Genomic DNA, 17,058 nt, shown 5'->3' with positions numbered 1-17,058 from the left:
GTTTTCATCGACGCTGCGACGGGTGCCAGAACGTCACGACCTTCTCGATACCAGCGACAAGCCCGTAAAAGGCGGTCCCGGCAAGTGCAGCTACGACGATCTCAGCCCAAACCATATCAAGCGACAGCTGGCCGACGCTGGTAGAAATCCGAAAGCCCATCCCCACGATCGGCGATCCGAAGAATTCAGCCACGATGGCGCCAATCAAAGCCAAAGTTGTTGAAATCTTCAACCCGTTGAAAATGAAAGGCATCGCCGCAGGCAGCCGCAGCTTCAGAAAGCTCTGCCAATAGCTTGCTGCATAGGTTTCCATCAAGTCACGCTGCATCGCGGTGGCCTCGCGCAGTCCGGCCACGGTGTTGACCAGCATCGGAAAGAACACCATCACAACGACCACCGCCGCTTTGGAATGCCAATCAAACCCGAACCACATGACCAGAATGGGTGCCGTCCCAACGATGGGCAAAGCCGCGACGAAATTCCCGACTGGCAAAAGCCCCAAACGCAGGAAATCCCACCGATCGACGGCAATCGCCATAAGGAAGGCCGATCCACAGCCGATGACATATCCGCTGAGCGCTCCTTTCAGGATTGTCTGAACAAAGTCGGCCCAAAGAATATCAAGGCTACCTGCAAATCGCACCGCTATGGCAGACGGTGCTGGCAGAATGACCAGCGGCACTTCAAGCCCGCGGACCACCAGCTCCCAGACTCCGACAATGGTCAGACCAAAAATCACCGGTGCCAAGAAGCGTACCATCTGGCTGTCGGCTTGCGGGCCACTGGCCAATCGGCTGTTCAACCACCAGCCGAAAGCCCACAGCAGCAAAGCAAAGACAACCAACATCATTGCGCCATCCCCATCCGCTTCAGAACCGACCGTTCAATCAATCCCAGCAAACCGACTAGGCAGGCGGCCAGAATGGCCGCAGCGAACAGCGCTGACCATATCTGCACGGTTTGTCCATAGTAACTGCCCGCCAGCAACCGAGCACCCAATCCTGCGACAGCGCCTGTCGGCAGCTCGCCAACAATTGCGCCGACCAGCGACGCCGCAATACCGATCTTCAACGATGTGAACAGGTATGGCATTGACGCAGGAAGGCGCAGTTTCCAAAACCCCTGCGATTGGCTGGCATTATAGGTCCGCAACAGGTCAAGTTGCATCGCGTCAGGGCTGCGCAACCCTTTGACCATGCCGACGACAACCGGGAAAAAGCTCAGATACGCTGAGATGATCGCCTTGGGAATGATCCCCTGAACCCCGACCGAGTAAAGGACCACGATAATCATCGGTGCCAAAGCGATAATCGGGATCGTCTGGCTCACGATAGCCCATGGCATGACTGACAAATCCATCACGCGGCTATGCACGATCCCAACGGCCAACAAGACACCCAGCCCGGTCCCGATGACAAAGCCCAGCATCGTGGCGCTGAGTGTCACCCATCCATGAAAGACCAGCGATCTTTTCGAGTTGATTTTCTTCAGGACGGTTGTATCCCACAGTTCAATCGCCACCTGATGAGGGGATGGCAAACGGGGCTTGCCCTGCTCCCAAGCAGCTGGAATTGCGAACGAATTATCCAGAACGAGACCGAACTCTCCCAGATCCCGACGCGCGCTTGCGGTGGGTGGCTGAACCTCGGCACCGCCACGTTCAAGTTCGGTCAAAACCCCTTTGATGTTCATCGGAACGCAAGCGACATACCAGAACAGAACGATCACGGCGACGACTGTGAAAACGGCGATGATCTGCTTCATGCGTGCCACTCCATACGATAGACGGGCACTGTATCCGGCGGTGCAGGTAGTTCTTCGGCAGTAACCTCGAACCCTTCACGGCGGTAAAACCGCTGCGCCGACCGATTGGGTTTGTGTGTTGTCAGCCAAAGATGGGTCCGACCCTGCTTCGCCTTGGCAACGAAACGCTTGCCAATTCCCTGCCCCGTCCGGCTGCAATACAACGCACCGATCTTACTCTGCGCCGGATCTATGGACATGTAGCAATCAACCGGATCACCCGCGACCCAGATTTCGCGGCTGTCAAACGCATCGCGGATCAAGATCGCCAGTTGTTCAACTGGCAATTCATCAGGCATCCAGTCCGTCTGCGAGGCCCAGTTGTAAATCACGCGGGCACAAGCCGGCACGTCACCTACCACGGCCCGTCTGATGGTTTCTGTCCCCGGATCAGTCGTCATAAGAATGCCCCGCCCGCAACCCGTCGCGAACACGATGGGCCACTTCGATGAATTCCGGAGTGTCACGAATGTCCAAGGGCCGTTCCTTTGGCAGCGGGCTGTCGATCACATCCGTAATCCGCCCCGGCCGCGGGCTCATCACGACAATTTTAGTACTCAGATAAACGGCTTCGGGAATCGAATGCGTCACGAATCCGATGGTCTTTTCGGTTCTTGCCCAAAGCGCCAAAAGCTGCTCGTTCAGGTGGTCGCGCACAATCTCATCCAAAGCGCCGAACGGCTCATCCATTAACAAGATATCAGCATCAAAGGCCAAGGCCCGCGCGATGCTGGCGCGCTGCTGCATCCCGCCGGATAACTGCCATGGAAACTTTCCGCCAAATCCTTCAAGATCAACCAGTTCCAGGACTTTTCTCACCCTTTCTTCCTGCTCGGACGCGGAATAGCCCATGATCTCAAGCGGCAACTTGATGTTCTTTGCTATCGTGCGCCAGGGATAAAGGCCCGCCGCCTGAAAGACATACCCATAGGCCCTGTTCCGCCGCGCTTCGTCTGCGGTCATTCCGTTGACAGTCAGCGACCCGCCGGTCGGTGTCTCCAAGGCCGCGATGCAGCGCAGGAAAGTGGTTTTTCCACAGCCCGAGGGGCCAATGAAACTAACAAATTCCCCCTTGTCGATCGTCAGGTTCACGTCTTTCAACGCGTGAACAGGCCCGTCATTGGTTTGAAAGGTGAGGTCAAGCTGCCTTGCTTCGATGACGTGCTGGGTCGTGCTTTCAGTGGTCATTCTACTGCCTTGAAAAGAGTGGTGCCGGGGCCGCCCAGATAGCGGCCCAACGGATCAAACCCCCGTCGCCGGGATACCTGTCCGCTCAACCGGCCGAGGGGCGGTTAGTTCCTTCCACGCGCTCAAAGCCTTGTTGACAGTCGTATTTGCCTCGCGCGCAACGAACTCGCCATGGCCTTCCTGCGTGCGGATTTCACCATCATGTACCGCAACCTGTCCACGGGTCAGCGTAAAGCGCGGCAGGCCTTTGACCTCTTTGCCCTCAAACACGTTGTAGTCGATCGAAGATTGCTGCGTACTGGCTGTGATCGTTTTCGTTTTTTCAGGATCCCACACTACGATATCTGCATCCGCCCCAACAAGGATCGCGCCTTTTTTCGGATAGCAATTCAGTATCTTGGCGATGTTTGTTGAAGTCACTGCAACAAATTCATTGGGCGTCAGGCGTCCGGTATTCACACCGTGCGTCCACAGCATCGGCATCCGATCTTCCAGACCGCCGGTCCCGTTCGGGATCTTGGTGAAATCCCCAACTCCAAAGCGTTTTTGTTCGGTCGTAAAGGCGCAATGGTCGGTTGCCACAACACTCAGCGATCCTGATTGCAGGCCATTCCACAAGCTGTCCTGATGCTGCTTATTGCGGAACGGGGGGCTCATGACCCGCCGCGCGGCGTGGTCCCAATCCTGATTGAAATATTCGCTTTCATCCAGAGTCAGATGCTGAATCAACGGTTCGCCCCACACTCTCTTGCCCTGCATTCGGGCCCGACGAATGGCTTCATGAGATTCTTCGCAGGATGTATGAACAACATATAGCGGCACCCCCGCCATATCAGCGATCATGATGGCCCGGTTGGTGGCCTCACCCTCTACTTGCGGCGGTCGGGAATAGGCATGCGCTTCGGGGCCAGAGTTCCCCTCGGCCAGCAGCTTGGCGCTCAGTTCGGCAACGACGTCTCCGTTCTCGGCATGCACCATTGCGATGCCGCCCAGTTCGGCCAAACGCCTGAACGAGGCATAAAGCTCATCATCATTCACCATCAGCGCGCCTTTATAGGCCATGAAATGTTTGAAGGTATTGATGCCGCGCGTCTCGATCACGGTCTTGAGGTCGTCAAAAACCTGTTCGCCCCACCATGTCACCGCCATGTGGAACGAGTAGTCGCAATTCGCCCGTGTCGATTTGTTGTCCCAACGCTTCAGGGCATCCAGCAGGCTTTCGCCCGGATTGGGCAGCGCGAAGTCAACAACCATCGTCGTGCCCCCGGCCAGGGCGGCCCGCGTACCGCTTTCGAAATCGTCGCTGGAATAGGTGCCCATGAACGGCATTTCCAGATGGGTATGCGGATCAATCCCACCGGGCATCACATAACAGCCGGTCGCGTCCAGCTCGTTATCCCCTTTCAGACCCATCCCGATCCCGGTGATGACGCCGCCTTCGACCAATACATCCGCCTTGTATGACAAATCCGCGGTGACAACGGTTCCGTTTTTAATAACAGTACTCATTTTGAACTCCCTGATGCGGTCCGCGCCGCTTGCTTCATCTGGCCAAAAATATCCCGGGGGAGTCGCCCTTGGGCGACGGGGGCAGCGCCCCCTATTCCACGATTTCGGCAGTCTCGACCACGGCATGCAGCAGGACATCTGCCCCGGCTGCCGCCCAATCCTTGCTGATCTCTTCAGCCTCATTATGGCTCAGCCCGTCCACACAGGGGCACATGACCATGGCGGTCGGGGCAACACGGTTGATCCAGCAGGCATCATGCCCCGCGCCCGAGATGATGTTGGTATGCGAATAGCCCAGCCTTTCAGCCGCATCGCGCACGGCAGACACGCAATCGTCGTCGAACTTCACCGGATCGAAACCGCCGACTTTCTCGAATTCGACCTGCAGGCCCATTTCTTCGACAATATCTTCCGCCGCCACCCGCAGGCGATTTTCCATGTCGGTGATCACCTCCAGCTCGGGCGAGCGGAAATCGACCGTGAACACCACCTTGCCCGGGATTACGTTGCGAGAATTCGGGAAAACGTCGATATGCCCCGCGGCACCGACCGCATGCGGTGCGTGAGACCAGGCGATTTCGTCCACTTTCTCAAGAATGCGCGCCGTCGCAAGCCCGGCATTCTTGCGCATCGGCATCGGGGTTGAACCGGTATGGGCATCCTTGCCGGTCACCGTGACCTGTGTCCAGCTCAGACCCTGACCGTGGGTGACGACGCCGATATCCTTTCCTTCGGCTTCAAGGATCGGGCCTTGTTCGATATGCAACTCAAAGAAAGCGCGCATCTTGCGCGCGCCAACTTTTTCTTCACCGCGCCAACCGATCCGGTTCAGTTCATCCCCGAATTTCTTACCATCGGCATCTTCACGGTCATACGCCCAGTCCTGCGTGTGCATTCCCGCAAAGACGCCAGACGACAGCATGGCAGGCGCATATCGCGTCCCTTCCTCGTTGGTCCAGTTGGTTGCCACGATGGGATGTTTCGTCTTGATCCCGAGGTCATTGAGCGTGCGGATAATCTCCAGCCCGCCCAGAACGCCCAGAACGCCGTCATATTTTCCGCCAGTCGGCTGCGTATCCAGATGCGAACCCACATAGACCGGCAAAGCGTCCGGGTCGGTGCCCTCACGATGCGCAAACATGTTGCCCATCTGGTCCAGCCCCATGGTGCATCCGGCCTCTTCACACCATTTCTGGAACAAGGCGCGGCCTTCGGCATCCTCGTCAGTCAGAGTTTGCCGATTATTCCCCCCCGCAACACCGGGACCGATCTTGGCCATCTCCATCAGGCTGTCCCACAACCTGTCGCCATTGATCCTAAGATTCTGCGCCGGAGCTGCCATTGTCTTATTCCCTGTTTGCTTGCGATTTTGCTCGCTATTGGTGTCTTGATTTGACCAACTGGTCAAACTCACGCTATCACGGGTTCGGTATCAGTCAAGAAATTGCGCGGCAAAGCCTGAATTTTCAGTGTAATCCGTGCCTATCCGACGAAAAAAGAGACACACTGAAATCATGTCGAAAGACCGCGCACCGACTCGTATCCAGAAGAAGAACCGAGCCGCGATTCTCGAGGCTGCCCTGAATGTGTTTTCCGCACACGGGTTTCGTGGGGCAACCGTCGATCAGATTGCTGCCGAGGCGGGGTTGAGCAAACCCAATCTCCTCTACTATTTCGCGTCGAAAGAGGCGATCCACACCGAATTGCTTTCGGGCTTGCTGGAAACCTGGCTGGCGCCCCTGCACGATCTGGATGAGACCGGTGATCCGATGGAGGAGATGCTGTCCTATATTCGCCGGAAACTGCAAATGAGTCAGGAGCTACCACGGGAAAGCCGCCTTTTTGCCAATGAGCTTGTGCAAGGCGCGCCCCGTATTCACGACGCTTTGTCCAATGATCTCAAACAACTGGTTGACGAAAAGGTCACCATACTCACCAATTGGATGGATCAGGGCAAAATCGCACGGTTGCACCCTTATCATTTGATGTTTTCGATCTGGGCGCTGACGCAGCATTATGCCGATTTCGACGTTCAGGTGCGGGCTATTCTGGGCCACGAAAACCCGTTCGAGGGTGCGGAACCCTTTGTAGAGACGTTGTACCGAAAGCTCCTGACGCCATGAATGCAGGGGCCGCGTCAGCGGCCCCTCAGGGATATTCCCTGTCTCGATCATTCCGCTGCTTTGGCCATCGGATTGTTCGGGTGCGTGGTCCAGTTCGCGTAGGTCGGCTGAACCTCTTTCCCGGTGCGCGGATCGATTTCACCTGCCGCCATCGGCACCATCGAAATACAGCCTTCCACCGGGCATACATCAACGCAGAGGTTACAGGCGACACATTCGTCATCCATCACCTCGAACACACGGTCATCCGATATTGAAATCGCCTGATGGCTGGTATCTTCACAGGCGGCATAGCAGCGGCCGCATTTGATACACTGGTCCTGATCGATTTTGGCTTTGGCGATGTAGTTCAGGTTCAGGTATTGCCAATCGGTGACATTGGGCACCGCGCGTCCGATCACCTCATCAATGTTGGTGTACCCCTTTTCATCCATCCATTCCGACAGACCTGCAGTCAATTCATCGATGATCTTGAACCCATAGGTCATCGCAGCGGTACAGACCTGCACCGTGCCACATCCCAGCGAGATAAACTCGGCCGCATCACGCCATGTGGTGACACCCCCGATGCCCGAGATCGGCATGCCATGCGTCGCCTCGGCCCGCGCGATTTCGGACACCATCGACAGGGCGATCGGTTTCACGGCAGGGCCGCAATACCCGCCGTGGCTGCCCTTGCCATCGATCGAAGGTTCAGGGCTGAACGTGTCCAGATTGACGCTGGTAATCGAATTGATCGTGTTGATCAGCGACACCGCATCCGCGCCACCGTTTCTGGCCGCCGCCGCAGGTTTGCGGATATCGGTGATGTTCGGAGTCAGTTTCACGATGACCGGTCGGTCATAGTATTGCTTGCACCAACGGGTGACCATTTCGATATATTCCGGCACCTGCCCTACGGCGGACCCCATACCGCGCTCGCTCATCCCGTGCGGGCAACCGAAGTTCAGTTCGATTCCGTCCGCGCCGGTTTCAGCCACGCGTGGCAGAATGGCTTTCCAGGCTTCTTCCTCGCAGGGCACCATAATCGAAGCGATCAGGGCGCGATCCGGATAGTCGGACTTGACCCGCGCCATTTCCTCGAGGTTCACCTCAAGCGGGCGGTCGGTGATCAGTTCGATATTGTTCAGTCCCAGCAAACGACGGTCGGCACCATAAATCGCGCCATACCGCGGGCCGTTCACATTTACGACCGGCGGCCCCTCGGACCCCAGCGTCTTCCACACAACACCGCCCCAACCGGCCTCAAACGCGCGACGAACGTTGTATTCCTTGTCCGTCGGCGGCGCAGAGGCCAGCCAGTAAGGGTTGGGGCTGGAAATGCCCAGAAAGTTAGTCGTCAGATCGGCCATGGCTTCTCCCTTCCCGGCTCAGCCGGATTTTTTGAATATCATTTCGGTCGGGCGTATGCGCCCGGCCTTGAGGTTTTTGACGTAGTTCTGGAACTTTTCGGGTGCCGTCTCGCCCATCATCAGATGAATGCCCAGCGGTGCCAGGCCGGATTCAGCAATCTTTGCAAAGACGTCCTCGAAGAACTGTATCGCGAATTCGGTGCGATCCGTTTCTGTCACCAGTTCAAGACCCGCGGCACTTGCCGCAGACTTATAAACATCCGGCGCATCCACGAACGAGGTTTCGGCAACAGTGGACCACGGCAGAGGGAAAGCCAGCGGCTCGTCCACGTCTGCGGCCATCACATCGAACAGGGCAAAAGTACCGCCCTTGGCCAGCGCCCGCGACACTTCGGCGAACAGCCCGGCCTTGTCCATAATGTTCATGCCCACATGCATCATGACAGCCAGATCGAACCCAGCATCCGGCACCGGCATCTCCAAGGCACTACCCACATGAAAGCTGGTTTTCGAGGAATGCCCGACCATATCGCTGAGCACCCTGGCGGTTTCAACGAATTCCGGTGTCAGATCGACGCCCGTTACCGTCGAGTCATAGCGATCCACAACATAGCGAGAGGTTCCGCCGATACCGCATCCGACATCCAGAACGCGCGTCGCATGGGTCGGCGACAACTGCGCAAACAGGTTGTTGGTCGCCAGAACGCCACCCGTGTGGAACTCGTCCCCTGCTTTCAGGTCTGCGACCGTGGCCGCATCCGGATCGATACCGCTGGCCTCAAGCGCCGCGCGGACGCGGTCGGTCAGAGCTCCGGTGGTGTAATGTTGCGCTACGGCTTGTTCGATCTGGGACATGGGAATACCTCAGCAGCGAAAGGAATGGGGTGAATACCCCATCCTATCACGAAACCAGCGTCGCGTGGATGTCCATCGCAGCATCCCTGCCTTCGGCAACAGCCGTGACGGTCAGGTCCTCGCCGCCCGCCGCGCAATCTCCACCTGCCCAGACACCGGCCACAGAAGTGCGTCCCGCACCGCTGACAGCGATCTTGTTGCCGTCCAGCTTCAGCCCTTCCGGCGCACCTTCCAGCGTCTGACCGATGGCTTTGAGAACCTGGTCTGCCCGCAGCCGGACCGTCTCACCGGTTCCGGTAAGCTGACCGTTCTGGCTTGAGGTATATTCCAGCTCAATCTCGGTAGCGGCTCCATTGCCGTGCACCGCCACCGGCTGCACGTTCGTCAAGATCTGAACCCCGTGCGAGGCTGCCAGATCCTGCTCGTACCGGCTGGCACCCATGGCGTCGCGGCCCCGACGATAGGCAATGGTGACATTCTCGGCACCTAACAATTTGGACTTTACCGCTGCGTCCACCGCAGTCATGCCACCGCCAATAACGACGACGTTCCGCCCGACAGGAAGCTGTGCAAGATCACCAGCCTGCCGCACGTCCGAGATGAAATTGACGGCATCCCGCACGCCGTCCTTGTCAACACCATCCGCGCGCAGGGCATTCACCCCGGCAAGTCCGATGGACAGGAACACCGCGTCGTAATTTTCGACCAGACCATCCAGCGAGATGCCTTCACCCAGAACCGACCCGGTTTCAATCGAGATACCACCGATTTTCAACAGCCAGTCGACCTCGGCCTGCGCAAAATTGTTGGTCGATTTATAGGCGGCAATCCCGTATTCGTTCAGACCGCCCGGTTTGGGCTTGCCTTCGTGGATCACCACGTCATGACCCAGCATGGCAAGACGATGCGCGCAGGCCAGACCAGCAGGCCCTGCCCCCACGACAGCAACCGTCTTCCCGGTTGATGCCGCACGTTCAAACGGATGCGCGCCCGCGGACATAAGATCATCCGTCGCAAAGCGCTGTAGCCGCCCGATCTCGACCGGCTTGCCTTCTGCCGTCTCACGAACACAGGCCTCTTCGCACAGTGTTTCCGTCGGACAGACACGGGCGCACATTCCGCCCAAAATGTTCTGCTGAAAAATCGTTCGCCCGGCTGCCTGCGGCTGTCCAGCCTGAATCTGACGGATGAATAGCGGAATATCGATGTCTGTCGGACACGCTGTCACGCAAGGTGCGTCATAGCAGAAATAACAACGGTCTGCTGCAACTGCGGCCTCATGCGGGGCCAATGGCGGATGCAGATCGGTGAAATTCGAGGTCAGCTCATCGCTTGAAAGCCGCCCGGCGACGATGCCGGGTGCCATCTGGCCCTGTGCCATCACTCTACTCCCTGTAGATATGTTTGTTATGACCTCAGCTTGCCACAAATAAATTTTTTATCAATTGGTAAAATTTGCCAAATGGTCAAAAAATTGAAAATCCGGGCCGTAAAACCCGGATTCATTGGCATTTTGGTTAATTTCAGGGCCGAAAAGCTTTCAGACCATTTCGCCAAGATGGCGGGACTTGGTCCAAACCCGGGCGCCGTCAGGCCCTGCAACGGCCCGCGAGTGCGTTCCGGGCGGCAAGCGCAACCAGTCCCATGTCGAAAATTCCTCCCCAGCTTCTTCGAAACTGCCGCTTATGACAAACACTTCCATGCCTTCGCGCGCGTCCAGTTCGACCACGTCCCCAGCCGCCCATGTCCGCACAAAAACGTCCTCATGATCATCTTTGAACAGTTGTACGTCAGAATCGCCATTTATCGACCGGCGAACCTCGGTCCGGTCTTGCGGGTCGAACTGGTGCAGCTTGACCAGAATGGTCGCGCCCTCCACAGCAGACGGAGTGTGCGAGGACGTCGGAGGGTTGCGAACATAGCTGCCGACGGGAAAATCTCCGGTCTCGTCCTGAAATACACCGTCCAGCACCAGATATTCTTCGCCGCCGTCATGGGTATGGGCGGAAAAGGTGCTGCCGGGCGCAAAGCGGACAATGGTTGTTGCGCGGGCCACCTCATCACCAATCCGGTCCAGCATTTTACGCTCGACGCCAGCCGCAGGGGAAGCGACCCATTCGCTATTGTCAAAATGAACTGCGACCCGTTTTGTGAAATCCGCATTGATCCGCATGTGTAACCCTTTCTGCTACGACCCCTGAAAGAAATGGGATCGCGTGATGAAATTTCAAATTTTCCGCTTTTGACGCCTTGGGCCGCTTGCTGTAATCCGAACTTCAAGGTGCATGGTCAAACACCTGTCGGGAACGGGCATAGATGCAGGCAACGTCACAGACATTCAACATCGCGGTCGTCGGTCAAAACAACCGCCTGCAATACGAAGCCCTGTTGTTTGCGGCTTCACTGCGCCATTCTTCACCGCAATTCGGGGGCAAACTGTTTGTCGCCACGCCCAATCCGGGGCCCCGCTGGAAACAGGACCCGCGCATTCAGGACGAAGAAGTTCTGAAAGCCCTGAAACAACTGGGTGCCGAAATTCTGCCCTTCGACTCGCATGTATTCGGTGAAAGCTATCCGTACGGCAACAAGATCGAAGCGCTGATGGCTCTGCCGGAAGATGAGCCCTTTGTGTTCTTTGACACCGACACGCTGATCACTGGCGAGATCACATCTGTACCTTTTGACTTCGACCGCCCCAGCGCATCACTGAAGGTTGAAGGGACATGGCCCAAACCAACGCTGTATGGCCCCGGTTTTGACGGTATCTGGCGCGCGCTTTACGCCCGGTTCGGGTTGGATTTCGAAAGCTCGCTGGACACCGATCAACCCCATGACCACTGGCGGCGGTACCTATATTTCAATGCAGGCTATTTCTTCTACAAATGCCCCCGGAAATTTGGAGAGCGTTTTCTGGACTACGCCAGAACAATCCGCGACGAAAACATTCCGGAACTGACTGGCCAAAGCCTTGATCCCTGGCTGGATCAGGCCGCCCTACCCCTTGTCATTCACTCGTTCGGCGGCGGTCGTGATGTTTTGCCCTCAGGTTTTCTGGACGGGTCCGTCAGTTGCCACTATCGCCTGTTTCCCTTGCTTTACGCCCGTGAAAGCGACCAAGTGATTGACGTTTTGGAGACCGTCGTCGCTCCAAACAAGGTCAAGAAGGTTCTCAAGCAATACGAGCCACTGAAAAAGATGGTTCTGCAGGGGAAAGGCGCAAAAGTCCGCGCCCTGTTTGACCGGGATCAACTGCCACGACGTGAACAGGCCATCCGCAACACGATCAAAAGCAAGGGCCTCTGGCTGCGCTGACAGGATCGTTGTGCGCAGGCGGGCAATGGCCTACAGATTTCGCAAGACAAATTCCAACAGGAGATTTTCAAGATGTCTGACGGCCCCACCTACGGTTTCGACACGTTGCAAATTCACGCGGGCGCCCGCCCCGACCCGGCGACCGGAGCGCGCCAGACACCCATTTATCAAACCACAGCCTATGTGTTTCGCGATGCAGACCACGCAGCGGCCCTGTTCAACCTGCAAGAGGTGGGCTTTATCTATTCCCGCCTGACCAACCCAACCGTCGCCGTTCTGCAGGAACGCGTGGCGACTCTTGAAGGCGGTGTTGGTGCCGTTTGCTGCTCGTCCGGGCACGCGGCCCAAATCATGGCGCTGTTTCCGCTGATGGGTCCGGGTTGCAATGTGGTCGCCTCAACCCGTTTGTACGGCGGCACGGTCACCCAGTTCAGCCAGACAATCAAACGCTTTGGGTGGTCTGCCAAGTTTGTCGACACCGATGATCTGGACGCGGTGAAGGGCGCAATCGATGAGAATACCCGTGCGATTTTCTGCGAGTCCATCGCCAATCCCGGCGGCTATGTGACGGACATCCGTGCACTGGCAGATGTGGCCGATGCGGCGGGCATTCCGCTGATTGTCGATAACACCTCGGCAACACCATATCTGTGCCGCCCGATCGATCACGGAGCGACTCTGGTGGTGCATTCAACCACCAAGTACCTGACCGGCAACGGTACGGTCACTGGCGGGTGCATCGTGGATTCGGGCAAATTCGACTGGTCGGCAAATGACAAGTTCCCGTCACTCAGCCAACCCGAACCGGCCTATCATGGACTGAAGTTCCACGAAACGTTCGGACCTCTGGCCTTTACCTTCCACGGCATCGCCATCGGTCTGCGCGATCTGGGCATGACCATGAACCCGCAGGCGGCCCACTACACGCTGATGGGGATCGAAACACTGTCGCTGCGAATGGAGCGCCACGTGGAGAACGCCCAGAAAATCGCAGCGTGGTTGGAAGCGGATGACCGGGTGGACTACGTCACCTATGCGGGATTGCCGTCATCGCCTTACAAAGACCGGGTCAAATCGCAATATCCACGTGGCGCTGGCGCATTGTTCACCTTTGCAGTGAAGGGTGGCTATGACGCCTGTATCAAACTGGTCAACGCGCTGGAGATTTTCAGCCACGTAGCCAATCTGGGCGACGCGCGCTCGCTGATCATTCATTCGGCATCGACGACACACCGTCAATTGACCCCGGAACAGCAGGAAGCCGCGGGCGCAGGTCCGGGCGTGGTGCGCGTATCCATCGGTATCGAAGATGCGAACGATCTGATTGCCGACCTTGATCAGGCCCTGGCCAAAGCAACCGCCTGACCATGACCCAGCACGACACAAACGATCTTGGCCAGCCCATCGGCTTACCGGTTTCGGGTGACTTTCCACGCCCGACACCACCCTATTCGCCGATGGTGGGCAGGTATTGTTCCGTCGTGCCCCTTGATGTGAACAGGCACGCGCCCGGACTGTTCCGGGCGTTTGCAAAGGACACGGATGGCCGCAACTGGACGTACCTACCCTACGGCCCGTTTGCTGGCGAACCTGAGTTCGAAGACTGGGCGCGCGCCAACTGCATGGGCGCGGACCCGATGTTCCATACCGTTCTGGACGGTGATGATATACCGTTGGGCATGGCCTCATATTTGCGGATCGAACCCGCTGCCGGAGCGATTGAGGTCGGGCATATCCACTTTTCACCACTGCTTCAGCGCAAACCGCAATCAACCGAAGTCATGTATCTGATGATGCGGCGCGTGTTCGATGAACTGGGTTACCGGCGTTACGAATGGAAATGCGACGCGCTGAATGGTCCGTCGCGCAGTGCGGCAGAGCGGCTTGGGTTCACCTTCGAAGGCGTGTTTCGCCAAGCGACCCACTACAAAGGACGCAACCGCGACACAGCCTGGTATTCAATCATAGATACCGAATGGCCACGCATCCGCGATGCTTTCGAGGCCTGGTTGTTACCCGAAAATTTCGACGCTTCGGGCCAACAACGAAAACCGCTGATGGCCCGCGCGAAGGGTTGATTTCATTCCGAAATCTCGAACACCATCGAGACGCTGACAGACACCGAAACCTCGCCACCTGCCACAGGAACACCCCCTGCGTCAGCCATGCTCATCATGCGCATCTCGGGCATCGGGCGCACGCCCCCCGTTTGTTCCGAAATCGTTTGCACCGCGCCAAGGGTTACACCCGCGGCCTGCGCCAGCTGCTCGGCCTTGGCCATAGCTTCGCCGACAGCTTGCGCGCGCGCTTGGGCTTCGATTGGTTTGGTATCCTGCACCCCAAAGCTCAATCCACCAAAATCGTTGGCGCCATCCTGAATGACCGCATCCATGATGCTTCCAAGCTTGGACAGATCACGCACACGCACAAACACGCGGTTCGAGGCTGCGAACCCCGAAATTTCCGGTGTTTCCCCATTCTGCCCGTGCCGCCCGGACCAAACAGGGGAAAGCGACAGATCGCGGGTCTGAATATCGCGGTCTTCAATCCCCATCCCGGTCAGGCGCGCAAACACCTTCGCAACTGCGTCCGAGGTGGCCTGCATCGCTGCCGAAGCCTCGGCATTTTCATTTGTCACACCCAATGTGATCGTCGCCATATCGGGAGCAACCTCGATGGTTCCGGTTGCGTCTACGGTGATGCGACGTTCTTCCGCATGGGCAAGTCCAGCGGTCGTAGCGGCCATCATCGCGGCCAGAAAAGCGAATGTCTTCAATGTTATCACTCCGATTTGCTTGCATTAAAGATGGGTCGGCGATGCATTGCCATACAAGAGGAGAGTTTGCCTTTTTCTTTTCCTCGGCAAGTTCCTGCTTTAATGTCGGTCTGCGAACGCCAAGGTGTTTGCATCGACGTTGATAATTATGGTTCCTGCGGATTATGAAACCTGCCTTTGCGCTGTCTTTTTCTGCGACCGGAATATCACTGTATCATCACTCGGATGACGAATGGTTCGTTATCGGCTCGATTCCCTTGGATTCGCCGGACCTGTCCGGTCAGATGCAGGTTTTGCGGGAAAAAGCCTTTGCGTTGGAAAACGACCTGAGCTGCAAGCTTGTTTTGCCTTCCGAACAGGTTCGATACCTTCAGGTTGCAACCGATGACTTACCCCCCGAAGACACGGTCGAACGTATTGAGAGAGCACTTGCCGACGCTACGCCTTACGCTTTGTCCGAACTCAGTTACGACTATCAGACCGAAGGCGGCACCACCTATGTTGCAGCTGTTGCGCAGGAAACGCTGAGCGAGGCGCGTACCTTTGCCTCGGACCATGGTTTCGTGCCGGTTTTGTTTTGCGCCGAGGAAGACGCAGACGCATTCCCCCGAGAGGCATTGTTCACAGCGCGTTCGGGCGTATCGAAAACCCAACCAGCAGAGCCACCGCTGTCGGAAAAAAACTCTGACCTGCCCGAACCGGCAAAATCCACTGAGAAACCAGCGCATCCCATTGCAGGCACGGCAGCACCAAACGTGTTTCTGACCCCCGAAACACCTGACAAAAAGTTTGCGAATACGAAAGCGCAGGCACCGCGCATTGCGATCCCGGCATTTGCCGCGGCGGTTCTTCTTGGCGGCGTTTTCGGCGTTTGGCTGGCCTTGGACAGCGGTGGAGAAACAGATCAGGTCGCACTGAGCCCAACTCCAACCGAGATAGGTGTTTCCGCGCCGGATATCGACGCCCTGCCACCGACAGTGCCCGAAGTTGCAGCAATTGCGCCTTCGGAAAACTTGCCACCCGAGCCTGCTCTGGACGGGGACGTGCCCCCTACACCAGACCCCGCCGAGGCCGAAGCCGTAGAACAACCGGAACTCACCCCAACCGACGCGGCAATCCTTGAGGCACTCAAGGTGGCCCCGACCCCTGTTGAATCTGTGGCTCAGGACCCCGAGGCAGATGAGGATATCAGCGCTGCCTCCGGTGTGAATGTAACGCCTCCGGCCGCTTTGGATGTGCCAGAAGCCCCGGAACCGGACGATCTTTATCTGACGTCGATTGACAAATCCGACCTGTCAAGCGATGCGGTTGCCCTGCCCCCGGCTTCCAGTTTCGATACCGACGAACCCTTCGTTCGGGACGTGCAACATGGCATAGCAGGAGCGCGGTTCAATCTGGATGACCGCGGGCTGGTAACGCCCACGCCGGAAGGGACGCTGAACCCGGATGGGATCGTCATTTATCAGGGCCGGCCACCGAAGGTTCCACCGGCGACGCCAGTGCGTTTCGAAGACGAACCCGTACTTGACGAGGTCGACGAAAGACTGGCCGGTCTTCGCCCCAAACCTCGCCCCGCAGATCTGGTCGAGAGCTTCGAGCGCTGGCAATTGGGGGGGCGGTCGCTGGCAGAGCTTTCGACGAAGCGACCCAAAGCACGCCCTGACAGTCTGCAAGCGCGCACAGAAATCGACGAGACGCCAACCGCATTGGCCGTTGTCCGCGTCCCGCGCCCCAGAGTGCGCCCGGCGGGTTTGGACACTGGAAAGGCACCTGTTTCTGGTAACTCCAATCTTGGATCAACGGCCGCGCTGGACCAGAGTTCAGATGACGCCGGATCGTTTCAGCCGAAATCGGTTGCACCCAAGATTCCCTCAACCGCATCTGTAGCCCGCCAGGCCACGCTCGATAACGCGATCAATTTGCGCCGCCTGAATCTAATCGGCGTTTACGGCACACCCGCAAACCGGCGCGCTTTGGTTCGGCTTCCCAGCGGGCGCTACAAAAAATTGAAAGTTGGCGACAATATTGACGGCGGCAAGGTTATTGCAATCAGTGACAGCGAACTGCGTTATCAAAAGAAAGGTCGCAACGTGACACTGGCTATGCCGCGAGGCTGACATAGGCGCTCAAAGCCGTGACC

Annotated in this window: 16 protein-coding genes; 5 read left to right on the top strand and 11 right to left on the bottom strand. The window is 57.5% G+C overall.

Annotated elements, in window-relative coordinates:
- Nucleotides 1–4: 4 nt before the first annotated feature.
- From I9182_RS01125 to I9182_RS01100, 6 genes are all read right to left on the bottom strand, one after another.
- Nucleotides 5–850, bottom strand: a complete 846-nt coding sequence (locus tag I9182_RS01125) for an ABC transporter permease (RefSeq protein WP_209595947.1) — start codon at nt 848–850, stop codon at nt 5–7.
- The gene (locus I9182_RS01120; protein WP_209595945.1) at nt 847–1,764 is read right to left on the bottom strand and encodes an ABC transporter permease; all 918 of its coding nucleotides are present in this window, start codon (nt 1,762–1,764) and stop codon (nt 847–849) included. The genes I9182_RS01125 and I9182_RS01120 overlap by 4 nt, the downstream gene beginning before the upstream one ends.
- Nucleotides 1,761–2,204 (bottom strand): GNAT family N-acetyltransferase, encoded by a 444-nt coding sequence (locus tag I9182_RS01115; RefSeq protein WP_209595942.1) that lies wholly within the window; start codon nt 2,202–2,204, stop codon nt 1,761–1,763. Before I9182_RS01115 ends, I9182_RS01120 begins: the two co-directional genes overlap by 4 nt.
- Nucleotides 2,194–2,991 (bottom strand): ABC transporter ATP-binding protein, encoded by a 798-nt coding sequence (locus I9182_RS01110; protein WP_209595940.1) that lies wholly within the window; start codon nt 2,989–2,991, stop codon nt 2,194–2,196. Before I9182_RS01110 ends, I9182_RS01115 begins: the two co-directional genes overlap by 11 nt.
- A gap of 54 nt (nt 2,992–3,045) precedes the next feature.
- Nucleotides 3,046–4,500 carry a dihydropyrimidinase gene (gene hydA, locus I9182_RS01105; protein WP_209595938.1) on the bottom strand — a complete coding sequence of 485 codons (1,455 nt, stop codon included), beginning with the start codon at nt 4,498–4,500 and terminating at the stop codon, nt 3,046–3,048.
- Nucleotides 4,501–4,591: 91 nt separating this feature from the next.
- Entirely contained in the window at nt 4,592–5,842 is a 1,251-nt protein-coding gene (locus I9182_RS01100; RefSeq protein ID WP_209595936.1) for a Zn-dependent hydrolase, read from the bottom strand.
- Between the two features lie 172 nt (nt 5,843–6,014).
- On the opposite strand from I9182_RS01100, the gene I9182_RS01095 reads away from it, so the two are divergent.
- On the top strand, nt 6,015–6,623 hold the full coding sequence (locus I9182_RS01095) for a TetR family transcriptional regulator C-terminal domain-containing protein (protein WP_209595934.1): 609 nt from the start codon (nt 6,015–6,017) through the stop codon (nt 6,621–6,623).
- Nucleotides 6,624–6,670: 47 nt separating this feature from the next.
- Here the strand turns inward: I9182_RS01095 and preA are convergent, their stop codons facing one another.
- The 4 genes from preA to I9182_RS01075 form a co-directional block, all read right to left on the bottom strand.
- A complete protein-coding gene (preA, locus tag I9182_RS01090) occupies nt 6,671–7,975 on the bottom strand; it encodes an NAD-dependent dihydropyrimidine dehydrogenase subunit PreA (RefSeq protein WP_209595932.1) in 1,305 nt (434 codons plus the stop codon).
- An 18-nt stretch (nt 7,976–7,993) separates the two neighbouring features.
- Nucleotides 7,994–8,830, bottom strand: a complete 837-nt coding sequence (locus I9182_RS01085) for a methyltransferase domain-containing protein (RefSeq protein WP_209595930.1) — start codon at nt 8,828–8,830, stop codon at nt 7,994–7,996.
- Between the two features lie 46 nt (nt 8,831–8,876).
- Nucleotides 8,877–10,211: an NAD(P)-dependent oxidoreductase gene (locus I9182_RS01080; protein WP_209595929.1), complete on the bottom strand. Its 1,335-nt coding sequence runs from the start codon at nt 10,209–10,211 to the stop codon at nt 8,877–8,879.
- Nucleotides 10,212–10,370: 159 nt separating this feature from the next.
- A complete protein-coding gene (locus I9182_RS01075) occupies nt 10,371–11,003 on the bottom strand; it encodes a cupin domain-containing protein (RefSeq protein WP_209595927.1) in 633 nt (210 codons plus the stop codon).
- A 143-nt stretch (nt 11,004–11,146) separates the two neighbouring features.
- On the opposite strand from I9182_RS01075, the gene I9182_RS01070 reads away from it, so the two are divergent.
- From I9182_RS01070 to I9182_RS01060, 3 genes are all read left to right on the top strand, one after another.
- Entirely contained in the window at nt 11,147–12,142 is a 996-nt protein-coding gene (locus I9182_RS01070; protein WP_209595925.1) for a hypothetical protein, read from the top strand.
- 72 nt (nt 12,143–12,214) lie between these two features.
- Nucleotides 12,215–13,507 (top strand): O-acetylhomoserine aminocarboxypropyltransferase/cysteine synthase family protein, encoded by a 1,293-nt coding sequence (locus I9182_RS01065; RefSeq protein WP_209504197.1) that lies wholly within the window; start codon nt 12,215–12,217, stop codon nt 13,505–13,507.
- 2 nt (nt 13,508–13,509) lie between these two features.
- Nucleotides 13,510–14,220 (top strand): GNAT family protein, encoded by a 711-nt coding sequence (locus tag I9182_RS01060; RefSeq protein WP_209595924.1) that lies wholly within the window; start codon nt 13,510–13,512, stop codon nt 14,218–14,220.
- Between the two features lie 2 nt (nt 14,221–14,222).
- Here the strand turns inward: I9182_RS01060 and I9182_RS01055 are convergent, their stop codons facing one another.
- Nucleotides 14,223–14,927, bottom strand: coding sequence for an SIMPL domain-containing protein (locus I9182_RS01055; protein WP_348540367.1), 705 nt, complete (start codon nt 14,925–14,927; stop codon nt 14,223–14,225).
- A 155-nt stretch (nt 14,928–15,082) separates the two neighbouring features.
- On the opposite strand from I9182_RS01055, the gene I9182_RS01050 reads away from it, so the two are divergent.
- A complete protein-coding gene (locus tag I9182_RS01050; protein WP_209595919.1) occupies nt 15,083–17,035 on the top strand; it encodes a hypothetical protein in 1,953 nt (650 codons plus the stop codon).
- Nucleotides 17,036–17,058 lie beyond the last annotated feature (23 nt).

This window comes from Ruegeria sp. HKCCSP351, from assembly GCF_017872535.1.
Lineage (GTDB): Bacteria > Pseudomonadota > Alphaproteobacteria > Rhodobacterales > Rhodobacteraceae > Ruegeria.
The sequence above is the reverse complement of the archived record's forward strand: the minus strand, read 5'-3'. Positions and strand labels throughout refer to the sequence as shown.

Bases quoted from the DNA above. Each gene is read 5' to 3' on its own strand.
- I9182_RS01110 (WP_209595940.1), bottom strand. From the start codon at position 2,991: ATGACCACTGAAAGCACGACCCAGCACGTCATCGAAGCAAGGCAGCTT.
- I9182_RS01060 (WP_209595924.1), top strand. From the start codon at position 13,510: ATGACCCAGCACGACACAAACGATCTTGGCCAGCCCATCGGCTTACCG.
- I9182_RS01070 (WP_209595925.1), top strand. From the start codon at position 11,147: ATGCAGGCAACGTCACAGACATTCAACATCGCGGTCGTCGGTCAAAAC.
- I9182_RS01125 (WP_209595947.1), bottom strand. From the start codon at position 850: ATGATGTTGGTTGTCTTTGCTTTGCTGCTGTGGGCTTTCGGCTGGTGG.
- I9182_RS01065 (WP_209504197.1), top strand. From the start codon at position 12,215: ATGTCTGACGGCCCCACCTACGGTTTCGACACGTTGCAAATTCACGCG.
- I9182_RS01115 (WP_209595942.1), bottom strand. From the start codon at position 2,204: ATGACGACTGATCCGGGGACAGAAACCATCAGACGGGCCGTGGTAGGT.
- I9182_RS01050 (WP_209595919.1), top strand. From the start codon at position 15,083: ATGAAACCTGCCTTTGCGCTGTCTTTTTCTGCGACCGGAATATCACTG.
- I9182_RS01120 (WP_209595945.1), bottom strand. From the start codon at position 1,764: ATGAAGCAGATCATCGCCGTTTTCACAGTCGTCGCCGTGATCGTTCTG.
- I9182_RS01095 (WP_209595934.1), top strand. From the start codon at position 6,015: ATGTCGAAAGACCGCGCACCGACTCGTATCCAGAAGAAGAACCGAGCC.
- I9182_RS01100 (WP_209595936.1), bottom strand. From the start codon at position 5,842: ATGGCAGCTCCGGCGCAGAATCTTAGGATCAATGGCGACAGGTTGTGG.
- I9182_RS01075 (WP_209595927.1), bottom strand. From the start codon at position 11,003: ATGCGGATCAATGCGGATTTCACAAAACGGGTCGCAGTTCATTTTGAC.
- preA (WP_209595932.1), bottom strand. From the start codon at position 7,975: ATGGCCGATCTGACGACTAACTTTCTGGGCATTTCCAGCCCCAACCCT.
- hydA (WP_209595938.1), bottom strand. From the start codon at position 4,500: ATGAGTACTGTTATTAAAAACGGAACCGTTGTCACCGCGGATTTGTCA.
- I9182_RS01080 (WP_209595929.1), bottom strand. From the start codon at position 10,211: ATGGCACAGGGCCAGATGGCACCCGGCATCGTCGCCGGGCGGCTTTCA.
- I9182_RS01085 (WP_209595930.1), bottom strand. From the start codon at position 8,830: ATGTCCCAGATCGAACAAGCCGTAGCGCAACATTACACCACCGGAGCT.